Consider the following 20,460-nt stretch of genomic DNA (forward strand, 5'->3'; position numbering starts at 1 on the left):
CGGTTCTCTGCCAGGGAATACGCCATATAAACGCACCCTCGTTATTCTATGTTACAGCAACTATTCAACAGCCGTATCACGAGTTACAGCACTGCTGATTGCATTACGATCAAACGTCAGTTTAGTTACATCGTTTACACGCAATACAACTACATCATCTGTAATCTCAGCGATCGTACCGTGAAGGCCGCCAATCGTTACAATTTTATCGCCCTTTTTCAATTGGCTCAGCATGGAATTCCGTTGCTTTTGCTTTTTGTTCTGTGGACGAATCATCAAGAAGTAGAAAATTGCAACCATGAGTACCAAAGGTACGATCAAAGATACAATGCCTCCGCCCGCTTGTGTTCCTGCTAGAGTCATTCCCTGAAACATTCAAACTCCCCCTTATCGACTATACGTACAGATATTGCTTGTTACGCCGGTTTCCCTAAAAACTCAATCAGAAACCTTTGTCATTGTCATGAAGACCATATTGATCGAAAAATTCATCCCGGAAATCAAGCAAACGATCTTCCATAATGGCTTTACGTACATTACGCATCAAATTCTGCAAGAAATGAAGATTATGGATCGTTGTCAAACGCAGGCCAAATGTTTCATCTGCTTTGATCAAATGACGCAGATAAGCTCTGGAATAGTTGCGACAAGTGTAGCAATCACATTCAGGATCTAATGGCCCAAAATCAGTTGCAAACTTGGCATTGCGAACTACCAGACGTCCTTGGCTGGTCATTGTTGTTCCGTTACGGGCAATCCGAGTAGGCAGAACACAATCGAACATGTCCACTCCACGAATGGATCCCTCAATCAACGCATCGGGCGAACCTACCCCCATCAAATAACGTGGTTTATTGGTTGGCAACAAAGGTAACGTATAATCCAATACTCCATACATCAAATGTTTCGGTTCTCCAACACTCAGTCCACCAATAGCATACCCCGGGAAATCCATGGAAGTCAAATCTGCGGCGCTCTGACGGCGAAGATCTTCATGCATGCCTCCCTGTACAATGGCAAACAGACCTTGGTCATGCGGACGAGCATGACTTTCAAGACAACGTTCTGCCCAGCGACTCGTTCGTTCGAGTGATTTTTTGACATATTCATATTCAGCTGGATACGGTGGACATTCATCAAATGCCATCATAATATCGGAGCCAAGTGCATTCTGGATTTCCATGGCCACTTCAGGAGAAAGGAACTTCTTATCTCCGTTCAGGTGAGAGCGGAAATTAACGCCTTCTTCCGTAATTTTGCGCATCTCGCTGAGCGAGAACACTTGGAATCCGCCGCTGTCCGTCAGAATTGGACGATCCCAGTTCATGAACTTGTGCAATCCGCCAGCTTCACGAATGATTTCATGTCCTGGTCTCAGAAACAGGTGATACGTATTACTTAAAATAATCTGAGCATCCATGGCTTTTAACTCTTCAGGGCTCATTGTTTTGACGGTCGCCTGTGTACCTACAGGCATAAAGGTCGGTGTCTCAATCACACCGTGAGGTGTATGCACACGTCCCAGACGTGCGCCGGATTGTTTGCAAGTTTTGATATGTTCATACGTAATTGCTGCCATTGGTTTTAATCATCCTCTAAAAGTTAATCGTTATTCCGTTATATTAATATATCAACATGGCATCGCCGAAGCTGAAGAACCGGTATTGTTCTTGAATGGCTTCCTGATATGCCTGCATAATATGTTCCCTGCCTGCAAGTGCACTAACCAGCATAACCAACGTGGATTTTGGGAGATGAAAATTCGTAAGCATCCCATCGATCACTTTGAAGGAGTAGCCCGGATAGATAAAAATACTTGTCCATCCGCTGCTTGCTTGCAGTACTCCATCTTCAAACTTGCTGCCCACCGTTTCCAGAGTCCGGCAACTGGTTGTCCCAACCGCGAAAACACGGTGTCCATTCTCTTTGGTCTGGTTAATCAGATCTGCCGTTTCTTGTGACAAGGAGTAATACTCCTCATGCATGACATGATCTTCTACGTTGTCTACCGACATTGGTCTAAACGTCCCCAGTCCTACATGAAGCGTAATGAAAGCGACATTAACGCCCTTGGCACGAATCTGATCCAACAATTCATCCGTAAAATGCAATCCCGCTGTGGGTGCAGCCGCTGATCCTTCATGCTTGGCATACACGGTTTGATACCGTTCGCGGTCATCCAAAGTCTCTTTAATATACGGTGGCAACGGCATCTCACCCAGACGGTCCAGAATTTCCTGAAAGATTCCATCATACGTAAACGTAAGTGTACGTGCCCCCATCTCGCCTTCTTCTTCAATGATTGCCTTCAGTTCGTCTCCAAATACGATAACCGAACCGGCTTTCAGCTTTTTACCCGGCTTAACCAGTGCTTCCCACTTGTCGCCCTCCACATTTTTAAGCAATAAGACTTCCGCTTTTGCTCCGGTGTCTTCCTTTGTACCGAACAGACGGGCTGGAAGAACACGCGTATCATTCAGAATCAATGTATCCCCAGAATCCAGAAAATCGATAATATCAGGAAACGTTTGATGATTAATCTCACCACTATCTTTGTTCAAGGTAAGCAAACGGGAAGCCGTGCGATCAAGCAACGGCGTCTGTGCTATCAATTGCTCTGGTAATTCAAAATCATATAAGTTCACATTCATTTTAGTTTCATTCCTTAACAATAGTCGCATTTTGATAATAGTGTTTCAATATTGTCTGGTAATCATACCCTTCATCTGCCATGCCTTTCGCTCCCCATTGGGACAAGCCCAACCCATGACCATTGCCCTGGCCGATGAACATGAAGTTTTGACCCTGCGTTACCGCTCTCGCTTGACCATCACCACTCATCACCACAAGAGCATTACCGGATGATGAACCTGTACCAGAGGCAGACATTACAGCGGCACCATTTGAACCGGTTTTACTGGCTGTTTTGCCGTCAGCGCCTAATACAGTATAACTTCCGGTTCCTGCAATATCAAATAGAGTACTCGGTAATCCACCAAGCGCAGAACGGTATGTGTCAGCATATTTCACCGTCATAGCTTGGCCGTTGGCAGTGACTTCAAGTGCTCTTCCGGAAGGTCCACGCTTGGTTACTTCCAAGGTTGAGATTGAAGCAGGAACAGGTGCTGTCGTTTTACCCTGAAGGGATTTAACCAACTGGGCAGACGTGAATGGTCCTCTCACCCAAGCATAGTCATTGGATTGAGCCACTTTTGCCAGTACTACAGCTTCATTGCCTGGATTCATTTTGGCTACAGGTTCCACGGTGGACTGAATCAACGGAACAGGACGTACATTGGTGTTCTGAGCCGTTACCGTCACTTTTGCCAGACCCGCGTTGGTCTTGGTTGTTAATTCTTTGATGTTATCCTCACGAATGTACCCGCTAATGCCTGAACTGAGTAGCACATGGTACCACGTATGTAATCCTGCCTGCGCTGATGTATCCCCCGAGCTAATTACATTGGTGAACACACCTGCTCCGCCGTTCCATACCTCAGAAGGATGAGCCGTCTGACCGCCCGCATTGGAGGAGAATACAGCTTCGATGATTTTGCCACCGCTCTTAACCACTTCTCCGGCCGTTGCATCCACTGCACTGGTTACTTTATCGTTCTCCGAACCAATCCCGTTATAGGCTTGGCTGAGTGTCGTATCCACGACATTGGCAATTTTGAAACGCTCTCCTTGTTGAAGCGCATAGGATCGAGCAGCTACTGCTTGAACTTTCAGAGCCTCAGCAGGCCAGGAGGAATATACCTCTGCCCCTACGACAGAGTACAGGTATTGTTCCAGTGGAACGACATTGACCAATGCCAGATCACCGCTGACGATGCTGATTTCCATATCTCCACGATACGTTCGCTGGGAACGTTCCACTACTTTGATGCCATTGCTATTCCCTTGTACCAATGCTTTGGATTCAGTACCTGCAATCGTGTAATGCGGAGCTGTTTTAAGCGCATCCGCACTTAATCCCGCATCCTGACGGATGATGAGACCTGCACTATTGTTAACAGTTGAGAGACTTATCCCTGGAATGGCCTCCACACTTTTCTTCACTGAGGATAATTCCGCATCTGTTACAGCTTCACCTACCCATACCGCATATGCTTGGCTTCCTCCACTCAGTAGGAGGACCGGATAAGCACTACTAACTCCTGCTGATAAAAGGTTCGCTTGCGTTGCCTCTGCTTCCTGAAGCGAACCATACGTTCCAGCAGACAGGCGCTTACTTCCGGTCACAGTTGGCTTTTGACCAGCCAATTGAGCTGCTGCTACCTTTTGTACCCGTGTAACAGCTTGTCCAGCCAGTGCCTCTGTTGCATAGTTACCTGTGTAGAGTTGATAGATGGCATTTCCATTCACAGACGTTGTAAACAGCAACGGCTTATCCGCGGTTGCCTGCAACAATTTGGCTGCTGCAGATGCTGCCTTGAAATCCCCTGTTTCCAACACTTTCACTCTGAATCCATCTGCACTGAAACGGACCTGTCCAGCCGGAAGACCTACATTTGCGCCACTTTCCGATTGGATACTCCATTGTCCCGTTGATTCAAGTGTAATAAGTGGTGTAGTTGATTTATACGTACTGCCCAGATTCGCAAACATGGCTACACGGATTGTCTGTCCATCATTACCTGCTGCATACGCAGGCACTTGAAGACAACCTACTGTCAAAAGAGCTGCCGCCAGTACCTTCAATCGACGACTCCACTTCTTCGTTCGTATTGCTTTTCCCACATTCAGACTCCTCTCCATGCAATGCCTTCACTTTATATCGGATTAACAAACGTAAACTTCAATGTTTATGGTGAACCTTCAATTGGTAAACGTTCAAATCGTGGACTTTCACGTGGCTCGATTATTTTCCGTCTCTTGGTGGAACAGGTAGACCCAAATGATGATAGGCAAGATCTGTTACGATTCTCCCCCTTGGTGTACGCTGAATCATGCCAATCTGAAGCAGATACGGTTCGTAGACATCCTCAATCGTCTGACTTTCTTCACCGATTGTAGCAGCAATGGTATCCAAACCTACCGGGCCTCCCCGGAAGCTGTTGATCATCGATTTGAGCATCTTATGATCAATCTCATCCAGGCCACGCGGATCAATCTGAAGTCGTTGCAATGCTTCTTCAGCCAATGTCTGCGTAATAATCCCGTCACCACGAACCTGTGCAAAGTCACGTACTCGTTTAAGCAAACGGTTGGCAATCCTCGGTGTCCCACGTGAGCGCAATGCAATCTCTTGCGCAGCATCTCCCACAATCTCCACACCCAAAATCTCGGTAGAGCGCGAGACGATATAAGCCAGCTCATCAACCGTATAGAATTCCAAGCGGCTGATAACACCAAACCGATCTCGAAGTGGCGCAGACAGCAAGCCAGCACGTGTTGTAGCCCCAATCAGAGTGAATGGCGGCAGATCCAGCCGAACGGACCGAGCACTTGGACCTTTACCAATCATTATATCCAATGCCGAATCTTCCATAGCGGGGTACATGACTTCTTCAACCGTACGATGCAAACGATGAATCTCATCGATGAACAGCACATCGCCTTCCTGCAGATTGGTTAACAATGCTGCAAGATCACCCGGGCGTTCAATGGCCGGGCCTGACGTAGTTCGTAAATTAACACCCAATTCATTGGCAATAATATTGGCAAGTGTTGTCTTACCCAGTCCAGGTGGTCCATATAACAAAACGTGATCCAATGCCTCATTACGAAATTTGGCAGCTTCAATATATATCTTTAAATTTTCCTTCACCTGATTCTGTCCGATATATTCATTCAAATACCGGGGACGAAGACTCAACTCAACATTTTGGTCTTCCATCATCAGGTTCGCGGAAATAATCCGATCATCCATGTTCATCCCTACCTTTTTTTGCAGGCTACAGCTATATTATAATATGCAATTTGTATTATCCCGTAAACAGCATTTGCAGCGCTTTTTTCATCAACACATCAACGGAATCCGCTGTAGTAACATCCTTTTTCAATTTGAGCCATACTTTATCAAGTTCACTGTCAGTATACCCAAGTGCCTTGAGACCTTCACGTGCCTCATCCCAGGCTGAACCACTTCCCGACTCTTCCGATGGAGGAGCGAACAAACCTGTTGCATACGCTGCCGCTCCAAAACTATCCAGCTTATCCTTGAGATCCAGGATCATGCGTTGCGCTGTCTTCTTCCCGATGCCTGGCAATTTGGTCAAGAACGTTAAATTCTCTTGGTAAATCGCTGTAACCACATGTTCTGGTGTACCTCCAGCGAGTATGCCCAGCGCCACTTTGGGACCAATACCGGATACTTCAATCAGTTTGCGGAACAAGCGCTGTTCATCCCGTGTCACAAATCCAAACAGCAGCATCGCATCCTCACGCACATGATGGTGAGTGTACACGGTAATTTCGCCTTCTTGCTTAGCGAACGCAAATGGATTCGGACAAAATACGCGATACCCCACACCATGAACGTCCAACACAATATAATCATTCTCTACATGAATGAACTGTCCTCTTAGAAAATCAATCATTTTCGCAATACCTCATTCAACTTGGAATTTAATGTATAAGAGTGCGCATGGCACACGGCTACAGCCAACGCATCCGCTACGTCATCCGGTTTAGGAATGACTTGAAGACGCAAGAACATTTTGACCATCTCCTGCACTTGCTTCTTCTCAGCCTTACCGTACCCAACAACAGCCTGCTTGATCTGCATTGGTGTATACTCTGCAATAGGCAAACCCTTCTGTGCAGCAGCAAGTACCATGACGCCCCTAGCCTGACTGACAGACATCGCTGTTGTAACGTTCCGATTGAAAAAAAGTTTCTCTAACGCTACTGCGTCCGGTTTGTACTTATCAATTAATTGCACCATACCTTCATATACATGAAGCAACCGTTCCTCTTCAGGGGTATGAGCTTCCGTCTGAATACATCCATATTGTACGGGTACCACTTTACTGCCGATTTTATCAACAAAACCAAAACCAACAATCGCAATCCCCGGGTCAATTCCCAAAAAACGCAAAACCATCTCTCCCTCACAAAAGCGAACATATGTATCGTTCATTTCATTATAACAAAAGATAGACCCTGCGGCAGGAAAAACTTTGTCTAACCCATTACTCGTCTTTATTCGTGATTTTTTTCATGTTTATTCGTATTTTCATGTATTTCGGCAAAAACGACAAAAAGGACATCTCTTCGATGTCCATCACCACATTCCACGTATATTAGTTCGCGAAACACCAATGCCACTGGTCTCCAACCATCTAATTATTACTTCAGTATCTTAACGTTGTAAGTTAGCACAAAAGATTACCCGCCATTGCGGATTAAATGATGATCTTCATCCACCGCATAGTCACTAAACGTTGAGATTACGCTATCATACTCATCCTTGTCCTGAATCCGGATACCCTGCTGCAATTGCTCCAGCACCCCTTCAGGCAAAGAACTCTCCAACGTCCCCACATCCAACTGAAAAAACGTACGAATAACCTTCTCTTCTGCAGGCTTACCCTCATACAAATTAAGGTTCCCCACAGCATCTATGCTAATATACGCCTGCTGTTTGCAAAGCGGTGAAAGGTCATCTACACGTTGCTTCAAATGCAACTCATCTGATGTTCCAACGGTAGCATCCCATTCCGGATGTTGAACCAGCAGCATCTTCAACTGTGGTCTAGCCATCTTGCCCAACTGTTCTGTCTCCACTCCGCAAATGTACTGTGTTTCCAAAACCACACTCGTTAAATGATCCGGATCAGTATTAAGTTGCTCTACTAACGCCTGAATCTCCTGATCAGATCTGGTCTCCGGCGTAACAGGTCCCATCACACTAGTTGCCTCACTAAAATTAGTGGTCAGCAAACGTTCAATCGCCGATGAGATAGACAATCCGCTGTAAGCCAATATCGTAACTGCAAGCAAAGCAACCGTCATCCATACTGTTCGTTTCCACCGTCGCCAGCGTCTCTTGAATTGTTTCCTGAAGTTAAACGTGTTCACATGAACCCCTTCTATCACTTTTTAAACCTATTGTGACCTAAAGAACGAGGCTTTATGCAAAACTTGTCGTCTGAAGAGTAACCCGTATATTCATGAACCAAGGGACCATGGGCCAATAGCTGATGGCATATTGAAAGTTATGTTAAGCACACATCGTAATCGTATTCCCTTTGTAATATCGCAACGTAATAAAGATAAACACAAAAAAAGTACTATCTATAAGTTAGATAGTACTTTTTCGAGATCGGGATGACACGATTTGAACATGCGACCCCCTGGTCCCAAACCAGGTGCTCTACCAAGCTGAGCTACATCCCGTTATATATACCGGCGAGAGGACTCGAACCTCCACGGTTTCCCACTCGATTTTGAGTCGAGCGCGTCTGCCATTCCGCCACGCCGGCAAATTATGAAGTTATAATGGCGCGCCCTGAGAGATTCGAACTCCCGGCCTTTTGATTCGTAGTCAAACGCTCTATCCAGCTGAGCTAAGGGCGCAAATATTGGAGCGGAAGACGGGAATCGAACCCGCGACCCTCGCCTTGGCAAGGCGATGCTCTACCGCTGAGCCACTTCCGCATACGGTATTGATAGATATAAAATGGCGGAACCGACGGGATTCGAACCCGCGATCTCCTGCGTGACAGGCAGGCATGTTAGGCCAACTACACCACGGTTCCAGATCACTTTCCATTGGGAAAGTATAATTGCGGGGGCAGGATTTGAACCTGCGGCCTTCGGGTTATGAGCCCGACGAGCTACCGGGCTGCTCCACCCCGCGTCGTTATTAAAAATCTTATGGTGGAGGCTGAGGGGATCGAACCCCCGACCCTCTGCTTGTAAGGCAGATGCTCTCCCAGCTGAGCTAAGCCTCCATAATATGACCCGTAGGGGATTCGAACCCCTGTTACCTCCGTGAAAGGGAGGTGTCTTAACCCCTTGACCAACGGGCCTTAATGGCTCCCCGAACAGGGCTCGAACCTGTGACAACTCGATTAACAGTCGAGTGCTCTACCAACTGAGCTATCAGGGAATAATATGCATTTGCAGGGCAAATGCAATCCATCGTACAATGTCCACATGCAGAGCTTGTTTTCTATGTATGATGAAAGAGTTCGCTTGGCGGCGTCCTACTCTCCCAGGACCCTGCGGTCCAAGTACCATCGGCGCTAGAGGGCTTAACGGTCGTGTTCGGGATGGGTACGTGTGGAACCCCTCCGCCATCGCCACCAAACGCATAGCTTACATTTCAGAGTTCGTTCTCTGAAAACTAGATTCGAAACGAAACATGCGAATGATCACTTGCATATTTGGATAAGCCCTCGACCGATTAGTACTGGTCAGCTCCATGCATTGCTGCACTTCCACCCCCAGCCTATCTACCTCGTCGTCTTCAAGGGGTCTTACATACTGGGAAATCTCATCTTGAGGGGGGCTTCACGCTTAGATGCTTTCAGCGTTTATCCCGTCCGTACATAGCTACCCAGCGGTGCTCCTGGCGGAACAACTGGTACACCAGCGGTACGTCCATCCCGGTCCTCTCGTACTAAGGACAGCTCCTCTCAAATTTCCTACGCCCACGACAGATAGGGACCGAACTGTCTCACGACGTTCTGAACCCAGCTCGCGTACCGCTTTAATGGGCGAACAGCCCAACCCTTGGGACCTACTTCAGCCCCAGGATGCGATGAGCCGACATCGAGGTGCCAAACCTCCCCGTCGATGTGGACTCTTGGGGGAGATAAGCCTGTTATCCCCAGGGTAGCTTTTATCCGTTGAGCGATGGCCCTTCCATGCGGTACCACCGGATCACTAAGCCCGACTTTCGTCCCTGCTCGACTTGTAGGTCTCGCAGTCAAGCTCCCTTATGCCTTTGCACTCTTCGAATGATTTCCAACCATTCTGAGGGAACCTTTGGGCGCCTCCGTTACTCTTTAGGAGGCGACCGCCCCAGTCAAACTGCCCACCTGACACTGTCCCCGCACCGGATTACGGTACCAGGTTAGAACCTAGATACGATCAGGGTGGTATCCCAACGTTGCCTCCACACAAGCTGGCGCTCATGTCTCTCAGGCTCCCACCTATCCTGTACAGATCGTACCCAAATTCAATATCAAGCTGCAGTAAAGCTCCATGGGGTCTTTCCGTCTTGTCGCGGGTAACCTGCATCTTCACAGGTATTAAAATTTCACCGGATCTCTCGTTGAGACAGCGCCCAAGTCGTTACGCCATTCGTGCGGGTCAGAATTTACCTGACAAGGAATTTCGCTACCTTAGGACCGTTATAGTTACGGCCGCCGTTTACTGGGGCTTCGGTTCACAGCTTCGGATTGCTCCTAACCACTCCCCTTAACCTTCCAGCACCGGGCAGGCGTCAGCCCGTATACTTCGCCTTACGGCTTCGCACAGACCTGTGTTTTTGCTAAACAGTCGCTTGGGCCTTTTCACTGCGGCCCCCTCGTGCTATTCACACTACCGGGGCACCCCTTCTCCCGAAGTTACGGGGTCATTTTGCCGAGTTCCTTAACGAGAGTTCTTCCGCGCGCCTTAGAATACTCTTCTCGCCTACCTGTGTCGGTTTGCGGTACGGGCACCTTCACCTGGCTAGAGGCTTTTCTTGGCAGTGTGAGATCATGACCTTCGCTACTACAATTTTCGCTCCCCATCACAGCTCAGCCTTATGATGTGCGGATTTGCCTACACATCAGCCTTACTGCTTAGACGGACATCCATCAGTCCGCGTCACTACCCTACTGCGTCCCCCCATTGCTCATAACGGCTTACGGTGGTACAGGAATTTCGACCTGTTGTCCTTCGACTACGCCTTTCGGCCTCGCCTTAGGTCCCGACTTACCCTGAGCGGACGAGCCTTCCTCAGGAACCCTTAGGCTTTCGGCGGATCAGATTCTCACTGATCTTTTCGTTACTCATACCGGCATTCTCACTTGTATAATGTCCAGCGCTCCTTACGGTACACCTTCAACCCTTATACAACGCTCCCCTACCCCTGATGCAAAGCATCAAGCCATAGCTTCGGTGGTGTGTTTAGCCCCGTTACATTTTCGGCGCAGAGTCACTCGACCAGTGAGCTATTACGCACTCTTTCAATGGTGGCTGCTTCTAAGCCAACATCCTGGTTGTCTGTGCAACTCCACATCCTTTCCCACTTAACACACACTTGGGGACCTTAGCTGATGGTCTGGGCTGTTTCCCTTTTGACAATGGATCTTAGCACTCACTGTCTGACTCCCGGAAGTAAGTCTATGGCATTCGGAGTTTGACTGAGCTTGGTAACCCTTGCGGGCCCCGCACCCAATCAGTGCTCTACCTCCACGACTCTGTTTTCCGAGGCTAGCCCTAAAGCTATTTCGGGGAGAACCAGCTATCTCCGAGTTCGATTGGAATTTCTCCGCTACCCCCACCTCATCCCCGCACTTTTCAACGTGCGTGGGTTCGGGCCTCCAGTGCGTGTTACCGCACCTTCACCCTGGACAGGGGTAGATCACCCGGTTTCGGGTCTACGTCCACGTACTACATCGCCCTATTCAGACTCGCTTTCGCTGCGGCTCCGGCTCTTCACCTTAACCTTGCACGGGAACGTAACTCGCCGGTTCATTCTACAAAAGGCACGCCATCACCCCTAAAACGGGCTCTGACTTTTTGTAAGCACACGGTTTCAGGTTCTATTTCACTCCCCTTCCGGGGTGCTTTTCACCTTTCCCTCACGGTACTGCTTCACTATCGGTCGCTAGGAAGTATTTAGCCTTGGCAGATGGTCCTGCCGGATTCATACGGGGTTTCACGTGCCCCGCACTACTCGGGATCCGTCTCGGAGAGAATCAACTTTCAATTACAGGGCTTTTACCTTCTTTGGCGGGCCTTTCCAGACCTCTTCGTTTAACTGACTCCTTTGTAACTCCATGTGAGACGTCCCACAACCCCAAAGAGCAAGCTCTCTGGTTTGGGCTTCTCCGCGTTCGCTCGCCGCTACTGACGGAATCACTATTGTTTTCTCTTCCTCAGGGTACTTAGATGTTTCAGTTCCCCTGGTATGCCTCTACACAACCTATGTATTCAGTTGTGAGTAACTGGAAATTACCCCAGCTGGGTTTCCCCATTCGGACACCCCCGGATCAAAGCTTGCTTACAGCTCCCCGAGGCAGTTTCGTTGTTCGCCACGTCCTTCATCGGCTCCTAGCGCCTAGGCATCCTCCGTGTGCTCTTAGTAGCTTAACCAAATTGCTCCGGTTTCGATCGCTCGCTTCCCTTGTTTTGGACTGCGTCCAAAGCCAAAAGTCGCTCCCAGTCGATACCATCGCAACAGCAATTAACTACCGTTTTTATTGAAACTTGTTTACACAAGTTCAGCTAAAAAGGAATGTTCTAATTCGCATTTACTTTCGTTTCGATATCTAGTTTTCAAAGAACAAGCTCCATGCAAAAGCAAGCTGTTTGAGAGTTTGAGCTCTCAAAACTGAGCAACGAGTGAGTAGTTTTGCAGCTAAGCTGCGTATTTGAATGTTTCCGTTACAGGAAACGATTCTCCATAGAAAGGAGGTGATCCAGCCGCACCTTCCGATACGGCTACCTTGTTACGACTTCACCCCAATCATCTATCCCACCTTCGGCGGCTGGCTCCTTGCGGTTACCCCACCGACTTCGGGTGTTATAAACTCTCGTGGTGTGACGGGCGGTGTGTACAAGACCCGGGAACGTATTCACCGCGGCATGCTGATCCGCGATTACTAGCAATTCCGACTTCATGCAGGCGAGTTGCAGCCTGCAATCCGAACTGAGACCGGCTTTTTAGGATTCGTTCCACCTCGCGGCTTCACAGCCCGTTGTACCGGCCATTGTAGTACGTGTGTAGCCCAGGTCATAAGGGGCATGATGATTTGACGTCATCCCCACCTTCCTCCGGTTTGTCACCGGCAGTCACCTTAGAGTGCCCACCCGAAGTGCTGGCAACTAAGATCAAGGGTTGCGCTCGTTGCGGGACTTAACCCAACATCTCACGACACGAGCTGACGACAACCATGCACCACCTGTCTCCTCTGTCCCGAAGGAAAGATACATCTCTGCATCGATCAGAGGGATGTCAAGACCTGGTAAGGTTCTTCGCGTTGCTTCGAATTAAACCACATACTCCACTGCTTGTGCGGGTCCCCGTCAATTCCTTTGAGTTTCAGTCTTGCGACCGTACTCCCCAGGCGGAGTGCTTAATGTGTTAACTTCGGCACCAAGGGTATCGAAACCCCTAACACCTAGCACTCATCGTTTACGGCGTGGACTACCAGGGTATCTAATCCTGTTTGCTCCCCACGCTTTCGCGCCTCAGCGTCAGTTACAGCCCAGAGAGTCGCCTTCGCCACTGGTGTTCCTCCACATATCTACGCATTTCACCGCTACACGTGGAATTCCACTCTCCTCTTCTGCACTCAAGTCACCCAGTTTCCAGTGCGATCCGGGGTTGAGCCCCGGGATTAAACACCAGACTTAAATGACCGCCTGCGCGCGCTTTACGCCCAATAATTCCGGACAACGCTTGCCCCCTACGTATTACCGCGGCTGCTGGCACGTAGTTAGCCGGGGCTTTCTTCTCAGGTACCGTCACCTTGAGAGCAGTTACTCTCCCAAGCGTTCTTCCCTGGCAACAGAGCTTTACGATCCGAAAACCTTCATCACTCACGCGGCATTGCTCCGTCAGGCTTTCGCCCATTGCGGAAGATTCCCTACTGCTGCCTCCCGTAGGAGTCTGGGCCGTGTCTCAGTCCCAGTGTGGCCGATCACCCTCTCAGGTCGGCTACGCATCGTCGCCTTGGTGAGCCGTTACCCCACCAACTAGCTAATGCGCCGCAGGCCCATCCCCAAGTGACAGATTGCTCCGTCTTTCCAGTTTCCTTCAGGCGAAGAAAACAACTATTCGGTATTAGCTACCGTTTCCGGTAGTTGTCCCAAACTTGAGGGCAGGTTGCCTACGTGTTACTCACCCGTCCGCCGCTAAGTCTCAAAGAAGCAAGCTTCTTATCAACTCCGCTCGACTTGCATGTATTAGGCATGCCGCCAGCGTTCGTCCTGAGCCAGGATCAAACTCTCCAATAAAGTATTGAAAAGAGCGATAAGCTCATTTTGAATCTGACGAGATTAAACATCTCATTTGTGCTCCAGTCGATCCAAGCCAAGGCTTGTTTCAAACTTTCGCTTTCATTCTGCAAGCAGAATGTTTACTCACTCGTTGTTCAGTTTTCAAAGATCAAACTTGTTTCTTCATTTATTGTGTTTCCCGTGTCAGCCGTGTGTTTCAGCGGCGACTTAAATAATATATCATACGGCTGAATCTAATGCAACAGTTTTTTTTCATTTCTTTTCTTTACTAGTTTTGCATTAGCTAAAGCGATCATATCGGTTCCCTAACTTGTCCTATTATCGCGGTACGCTCATAGGGTACAACAAATATTTTAGCACATATATGAAAGGGTTTTCAATATTTCTCTACAAAATGCTCCCATTATTCCTGAAAAATTATATCTCCTTTATATGCAGTTCATTGTTCATTCAGAGTTAGCGGGAAGCCAACTCCCTATCACAGAGTTAACTTCCCGCTAATATTATAGGTAACTTACTTCTCTATCGATCGCAGTCCTCTGGTTAGTTTTGTATCCATGGATTACGACGCTTTTTATTTGATTTCCGTTGGTTGGAAGTAGCTACACCCTCTCTGGATGTTTTTCCTGACACAGATACTTTGGATTTGTTCTTCAGAGGAGCCTTGCTCGTTCTGCGTTTTGCGGCTGCTGGCTTATTTCCGGTTTGCTTGGACTTCGCCTCCGAATCTGATCCAACCTCTTCAATGCTTACCTGACTTAAGTTAGCGTCTTCACGCCCTCCCTTTTTGCCACCACTGCCTTGCCCTTGAGGAGGATACATTTCGCCAAATGCTCCAAGCGGGGACGGCGGAACCATGTTCTGTGTAGGATACGGATTCTGATATGCATACTCGATAGGCTGGTTTGGCATCGTTGATGTAGACATTTCAGGTGGCATACCATACGAAGGACCGTACATGTTCATGTTCCAAGCCGGTTCCTGGTAACCATAAGAAGGATAAGTATACTGAGGGACATGTGTATGTGATCCACATCCGCATGGAGGATACGGAAGCATCGAGTATGGAGATATGAATGGTGGCTGATGATTCATATGACTAGGTGCTGCATACGTTGGAAATGGACTATTCACTTCGCCAGCTGGTGCAATCGGAAATGAGTTGTTTTGCATTTCTGGAGACAGATTTGGCATAACGTTATTGTGGTTATAGCTCTGCTCCGCACCCGTCCACGGGCTGTTAGTCATTTCACTGCCACTGTAAGGGCTAACTTCCGAAATCCCTGGAAACGGCGCATTGTTACTCACTTCTGCCGTGTACATGTCTTGCTGAATACCATACACCTCTTGTGCAGGAACCGGAATTTGAACATAAGGATGCTCCGCTGACGCATGATGCAACTTGTTACCACAACCACAGGGCTTTTTCGTTGCTGGTGCAACCTCAGTTGGAGGCTCGGTATTAGGCATTACAGGCAAAGGCATAATTTCAGGCGAAAGATTAGGCATTGTGTATTTCTTGGATTCCGCTACAGGTTTAACTTGAACTTCGGGTTTAACCTCTTCTTTTTTCGGCATTTCCTTTTCGGGTTTCACTTCAGGAAGTTCTGGCAACTGCGGCAGCACCTCCAGTTCAGGCTTCACATTCGGTTTTTCTGGATTAGCTGGTGGTGGAGCAGGTACTGGGACTGGAACCTCTGATACCGGAGCAGGAGGAGTTGGTGCAACTGGAGCAGGTTGTTCCGGTTCTTTGACTCCCGTGTATTCCTTACCTTCAGGCGACAATTTTTCATTTGCAGCAATGTTGCTGGCACCCGAGTTAGACATCGTGTTTCCTTGTGCATGCATCGAGGGAATGTAGACCGTTTCCCCCACCAGAAGAGCATTCGGATTTTTCAACTGTGGATTGGCATTGATCATATCTTTTAAAGGAACTCCCCAGGCTTGTGCCAACTTCCATAACGAATCTCCTTGCTGAACCTTGTGACTGTGGAGCATACCCTCCGGCTTCGGTGTTACTGGCTCTGCAGGGATTTTGACTTTCATGCCAATAGCCAGCTTGTCGGGATTTGTGATTTGCGGATTAGCCGTGATCAATTTGTCCAGCGCAACATTGTATTTTTGGGACAGCAGATATAATGTGTCGCCTTTTTTCACCATGTGTATTTTCACAGGGAACTAACCTCCTAGACGTCATACTTGGGCAGTACATTCGCCCATACCGTTACTACATCCTATGCAGAAACCGGGCTAATGACATCAACTAAACAAAAAAAATCCTCCTGTCGCTAAAATCCCCATACACCAGGTATGCTGAATTTTATCGGACAAGGAGGATTCCTGTTCCCTATGCTATACAATTCTTACTTAAGATTCCCACACTTTATAACCATCTTTGTCAACAATCTGACGGAATGCTTCCAACAGTCTCAGCGTTACAGGACCTGCGACACCCGTACCAATTGTTCTTCCATCCACTTCACATGCAGCGATAACTTCTGCAGCTGTCCCGGTGAAAAAGACTTCGTCTGCGATATACACATCATGCAGGGTGAATGGCACTTCTTTTAATTCAAGCTCCAGTTCTCCACATAGATCGATAATGGCTTGACGTGTAATCCCTTCAAGAGCACCGAGATAACAAGGCGGCGTGTATACTACACCATTTTTGATGATGAAGATGTTATCACTTGAACCCTCGGTAACGTAACCTTGGGAATTCAACATAATCGCTTCTCCAGCACCTGAATAGTTAGACTGGATTTTAACCAGGATGTTATTCAGATAGTTCAATGATTTAATTTTCGGATTCAAAGCGTCCGGGATGTTCCGACGTTGGGATACGGAGACTGCTTTTAATCCAGTCAGATACGCTTCCTCCGGATAAATCGCCAATTGCTCCACGATGATGATTACGGATGCCTTAGGGCAACGAAGCGGGTCCAAACCAAGATTACCAGGGCCACGTGATACGATAAGACGAATATACCCATTACGCATATCATTGCGGCGCACCGTTTCAGCCATCACTTCCAACATCTCATCCATGGACAGCGGGATGTTCAAACTGATGGATTTTGCCGAATCATACAAACGATCCAAGTGAGCCTTACATCTGAAAATATTTCCGTTATAGATCCGAATACCTTCGAAAATCCCGTCTCCGTACAAAAATCCATGATCATATACCGAAACGGTTGCGTTCTCTTTGGTCACATACTGACCATCCAAATAGATCCACTGCTCTGCCACCGATGACTGCACCTCCATAAAATATCCATTTCCCTAACTCCGAACGTTATAACTCGTCCATTGTACACCAAATGAAAAGCTCTTACTTGTTCATTCTATCCAGAATTACGACAACCTTCTAACATTCCAACCATCATACAGGTCGATTACCTCGAAGGATATGTATAACAAGGATAGCTACCAAGAACACGCACCTGACAATTCAACGCCTCTATCTCAGCCATGGCTGCAGTGAGCAATACCGAATCGACCGTTTCCACAACATCAATGTAGAAATAATAGCTGCCCAATCGTTTCTTCGTTGGACGAGATTCAAGACGGGTCAGATTCAGCTTCCGCCAGGCAAATGCCGACAATACCTGATGCAACGCTCCCGGTGCATCTTCTGGCAATGTCACGAGCAAGCTGGTTTTCACATGATCCGGTTCACGAGGAATAACCACAGGTTCATGGCCGATAAGCACAAAACGGGTATAGTTATTGTCATGATCTGTAACTCGTTCAGCCATAATGTCCAGACCATGCTTCTGAGCAGCAAGCTTGGTACCGATGGCTACCCAGCCCTTACCCGGATTTTTCTTCACAATCTCTACAGCTTCGGCTGTACTGTTCACACCTTCAAGATCCGCATCAGGCGAATGCAGCCGAATAAAGTTCTGACACTGCGGAATAGCCACAGGATGAGACATGATCTTGGTAATTTTACTAAAATCATACTCGCCGCTCTCCGTCCTGAATTCAACCCCATGTCCAATGACATTCTGGATGGACGGGTATATCCACTCTGCTTGCATTGGAATATCCACTTCATTCACAAGCCAGTCCATGTGAAGGCTAACGGAACCTTCAATTGTATTTTCCATCGGAATGACACTGTATTGTGTTTTTCCACTATCTGTTGCTCGAAAAACATCTGAAATCAGCTTGGAGTGAAGCAAATCTAACGGTTCACTGTTAAAAAGGAAATCAATCGCCTCATGGGAAACTGAGCCTTCAGGTAATACTGCAATTCTTTTCATGCATTAACTTCCCCTTTGATTCTGTCCAAAAAAAGGACGTTCGTCTTGATCAGGCAGCACGGTTACACCGTCCAAATCCGGATCGAGCCACAGTGCAGAAGCAGATATGCCCTCCCGCTCCATGGTGTTCAGCAAATATTGTTCCAATTCCGCTTTGCGGGTGTCATGACGATCTACCAAGGTTAATACGGTCGGTCCCGCTCCGCTCAGGGCAGCTCCCAACGCTCCATGATCGACAGCATGTTCCAATATCTCAGCCATGCCTGGCACCAATGATGCCCGGTACGGTTGGTGAATTCGATCTGACATCGCCTTCTGAATCATATCCAGTCGCCCACTCGCCAAAGCGGCAACGAGCAGCGAGGATCTGCTAATGTTATGCACCACATCAGACATGCCAAATTGCTCTGGAATAACATTCCTTGCTTTTGAAGTAGACAGTTGGAATTCAGGTACAACAACCAAAGCCTGCAAATCCTGGTGTGGCTCAATACGAATATGATCTACCCGCACACCATCCCATGCAGCCGTAATAATACCCCCATAGAGTGATGCACCCACATTATCAGGATGCTTCTCGAGGGAGGTGGCTATATCCAGAAGTTTCGCATCCGATAAAGGAGTACCAATTAATGCATTCGCTGCCGCCAGTGCACCAACGATGGCTGATGCACTACTGCCGAGTCCACGCGTAAGTGGAATATCGGAATACATGGAAATCTCCAATTCAGGTACAGACACCCCAGCTTCATCGAATACCATCTGTGCGACTTCGTAAATCAAATTCGATTTATCCGTAGGCAGGCCTGTCAAATGATCGCCGTGTAGATGAAATGTCGTCTGCTCGGCAGGTTTCATCTCCAACCAGGCATACAGAGACAATGCCATACCCAGAGTATCAAAGCCCGGACCGAGATTGGCTGTGCTTGCAGGTATTTTTACAGTTACCTTTTCACGCAAACTCATACAGATTGCTGCTCCAATTGTGCAATGGCCGCCATTACTGCTTCTTCCGTATCTTCAACAACAAGCGGTTCAGTCGCTACTGTTTTGATCGCAATATTCGGATCTTTCAGGCCATTACCTGTCAGTACGCAAACTACAGTCTCTCCGCCTTTAAAGTACCCTTCGCTCTTCAGTTTGTATACACCAGCAAGGGAAGCCGCAGAAGCAGGTTCAGCAAAAATCCCTTCCCGAGATGCAAGCGTACGATACGCTGTCAGGATCTGTTCATCCGTTACATAGTTAATCTGTCCACCAGATTCCTCAGCTGCAGCTACAGCCGTTTTCCAGCTCGCCGGATTACCGATTCGAATCGCTGTGGCTACTGTTTCAGGCTCAAGAATCGGTTCACCTTTGACAATCGCCATCGCACCTTCGGCTTCGAAACCAACCATGCGTGGCAGCGTGTTGGATTTACCAGCCTCTTTATATTCTTTGAACCCTTTCCAATAGGCCGAGATATTCCCCGCATTACCAACTGGAATAGCCAGAACGTCAGGCGCTTCGCCCAGTTGTTCAACCACTTCAAACGCTGCTGTCTTCTGTCCTTCGATCCGGAACGGATTCACAGAGTTTACAAGCGTGATCGGATGTTTGGCTGTGATCTCACGCACAATCTCCAGTGCACGGTCAAAGTTACCATTAATCGCAATCACTTTGGCTCCATAAATCATGGCTTGGGCCAGTTTACCCAGTGCAATGTTATTATTAGGGATCAGCACGATACAATTGAGGCCACCACGTGCGGCGTAGGCAGCTGCAGCTGCTGACGTGTTACCTGTAGATGCACACATGATCGTACGGCTGCCCTCTTCCATCGCTTTGGCAACCGCCATAACCATACCGCGGTCTTTGAAAGATCCTGTAGGATTCAAACCTTCATACTTGAAGTATACTTTTAAGCCGAGCTCCTCAGACAGATTCTCTGCATAAATCAACGGTGTATTCCCTTCCTGAAGCGTAAGCAGTGGTGTATTTTCATTAACCGGAAGGTGCTCTCTGTACGTTTGCAAAAGTCCTTGATATCTCATTGTGGGTAAACTCCTTTATGTTT

Annotated in this window: 12 protein-coding genes, 9 tRNA genes, 3 rRNA genes and 1 pseudogene; all 25 read right to left on the reverse strand. The window is 47.9% G+C overall.

Annotated features, from left to right (window positions below; all coding sequences use genetic code 11):
- Window positions 1–60: 60 nt before the first annotated feature.
- Window positions 61–375 carry a preprotein translocase subunit YajC gene (yajC, locus tag MKX40_RS24185; RefSeq protein WP_339237038.1) on the reverse strand — a complete coding sequence of 105 codons (315 nt, stop codon included), beginning with the start codon at window positions 373–375 and terminating at the stop codon, window positions 61–63.
- A 67-nt stretch (window positions 376–442) separates the two neighbouring features.
- Window positions 443–1,579, reverse strand: a complete 1,137-nt coding sequence (gene tgt / locus MKX40_RS24190; protein ID WP_253440252.1) for a tRNA guanosine(34) transglycosylase Tgt — start codon at window positions 1,577–1,579, stop codon at window positions 443–445.
- 43 nt (window positions 1,580–1,622) lie between these two features.
- Window positions 1,623–2,651, reverse strand: coding sequence for a tRNA preQ1(34) S-adenosylmethionine ribosyltransferase-isomerase QueA (gene queA, locus MKX40_RS24195; RefSeq protein WP_339237042.1), 1,029 nt, complete (start codon window positions 2,649–2,651; stop codon window positions 1,623–1,625).
- Between the two features lie 7 nt (window positions 2,652–2,658).
- A complete protein-coding gene (locus MKX40_RS24200) occupies window positions 2,659–4,743 on the reverse strand; it encodes a SpoIID/LytB domain-containing protein (protein ID WP_339237044.1) in 2,085 nt (694 codons plus the stop codon).
- A gap of 121 nt (window positions 4,744–4,864) precedes the next feature.
- Window positions 4,865–5,875 carry a Holliday junction branch migration DNA helicase RuvB gene (gene ruvB, locus MKX40_RS24205; RefSeq protein ID WP_091020485.1) on the reverse strand — a complete coding sequence of 337 codons (1,011 nt, stop codon included), beginning with the start codon at window positions 5,873–5,875 and terminating at the stop codon, window positions 4,865–4,867.
- A 55-nt stretch (window positions 5,876–5,930) separates the two neighbouring features.
- Window positions 5,931–6,545, reverse strand: coding sequence for a Holliday junction branch migration protein RuvA (gene ruvA, locus MKX40_RS24210; protein WP_036616866.1), 615 nt, complete (start codon window positions 6,543–6,545; stop codon window positions 5,931–5,933).
- Window positions 6,542–7,045 carry a crossover junction endodeoxyribonuclease RuvC gene (gene ruvC / locus MKX40_RS24215; RefSeq protein ID WP_076252971.1) on the reverse strand — a complete coding sequence of 168 codons (504 nt, stop codon included), beginning with the start codon at window positions 7,043–7,045 and terminating at the stop codon, window positions 6,542–6,544. Before ruvC ends, ruvA begins: the two co-directional genes overlap by 4 nt.
- Before the next feature lie 290 nt (window positions 7,046–7,335).
- Window positions 7,336–8,028: a BofC C-terminal domain-containing protein gene (locus MKX40_RS24220; protein WP_339237048.1), complete on the reverse strand. Its 693-nt coding sequence runs from the start codon at window positions 8,026–8,028 to the stop codon at window positions 7,336–7,338.
- Between the two features lie 244 nt (window positions 8,029–8,272).
- Window positions 8,273–8,346, reverse strand: a tRNA-Pro gene (locus tag MKX40_RS24225).
- A gap of 7 nt (window positions 8,347–8,353) precedes the next feature.
- Window positions 8,354–8,432, reverse strand: a tRNA-Leu gene (locus MKX40_RS24230).
- Window positions 8,433–8,449: 17 nt separating this feature from the next.
- Window positions 8,450–8,526 (reverse strand) — tRNA-Arg (locus MKX40_RS24235).
- Window positions 8,527–8,532: 6 nt separating this feature from the next.
- Window positions 8,533–8,607, reverse strand: a tRNA-Gly gene (locus tag MKX40_RS24240).
- A 23-nt stretch (window positions 8,608–8,630) separates the two neighbouring features.
- Window positions 8,631–8,708: transfer RNA gene (locus tag MKX40_RS24245), tRNA-Asp, on the reverse strand.
- A gap of 27 nt (window positions 8,709–8,735) precedes the next feature.
- Window positions 8,736–8,809 (reverse strand) — tRNA-Met (locus MKX40_RS24250).
- Window positions 8,810–8,827: 18 nt separating this feature from the next.
- Window positions 8,828–8,903: transfer RNA gene (locus MKX40_RS24255), tRNA-Val, on the reverse strand.
- Between the two features lie 6 nt (window positions 8,904–8,909).
- Window positions 8,910–8,981: transfer RNA gene (locus tag MKX40_RS24260), tRNA-Glu, on the reverse strand.
- 4 nt (window positions 8,982–8,985) lie between these two features.
- Window positions 8,986–9,061, reverse strand: a tRNA-Asn gene (locus tag MKX40_RS24265).
- An 84-nt stretch (window positions 9,062–9,145) separates the two neighbouring features.
- A 5S ribosomal RNA gene (gene rrf, locus MKX40_RS24270) occupies window positions 9,146–9,262 on the reverse strand.
- A 76-nt stretch (window positions 9,263–9,338) separates the two neighbouring features.
- A 23S ribosomal RNA gene (locus MKX40_RS24275) occupies window positions 9,339–12,264 on the reverse strand.
- A gap of 314 nt (window positions 12,265–12,578) precedes the next feature.
- Window positions 12,579–14,130 (reverse strand): 16S ribosomal RNA (locus tag MKX40_RS24280).
- Together the 16S, 23S and 5S rRNA genes with 9 tRNA genes alongside form the textbook arrangement of a ribosomal RNA operon.
- 546 nt (window positions 14,131–14,676) lie before the next feature.
- Window positions 14,677–16,305, reverse strand: a complete 1,629-nt coding sequence (locus MKX40_RS24285) for a LysM domain-containing protein (protein WP_339237050.1) — start codon at window positions 16,303–16,305, stop codon at window positions 14,677–14,679.
- 195 nt (window positions 16,306–16,500) lie between these two features.
- Complete coding sequence (ilvE, locus tag MKX40_RS24290; RefSeq protein WP_339237053.1) at window positions 16,501–17,385, reverse strand: branched-chain-amino-acid transaminase; 885 nt, start codon at window positions 17,383–17,385, stop codon at window positions 16,501–16,503.
- A gap of 146 nt (window positions 17,386–17,531) precedes the next feature.
- Window positions 17,532–18,404, reverse strand: coding sequence for a prephenate dehydratase (gene pheA / locus MKX40_RS24295; protein ID WP_339237055.1), 873 nt, complete (start codon window positions 18,402–18,404; stop codon window positions 17,532–17,534).
- Window positions 18,401–19,370, reverse strand: a pseudogene (thrB, locus tag MKX40_RS24300) (homoserine kinase). The gene pheA and the pseudogene thrB overlap by 4 nt, the downstream one beginning before the upstream one ends.
- A complete protein-coding gene (gene thrC, locus MKX40_RS24305) occupies window positions 19,367–20,437 on the reverse strand; it encodes a threonine synthase (protein WP_339237058.1) in 1,071 nt (356 codons plus the stop codon). The pseudogene thrB and the gene thrC overlap by 4 nt, the downstream one beginning before the upstream one ends.
- Window positions 20,438–20,460: the final 23 nt, after the last annotated feature.

The sequence above is a fragment of the Paenibacillus sp. FSL R5-0517 genome (genome assembly GCF_037974355.1).
GTDB lineage: Bacteria > Bacillota > Bacilli > Paenibacillales > Paenibacillaceae > Paenibacillus.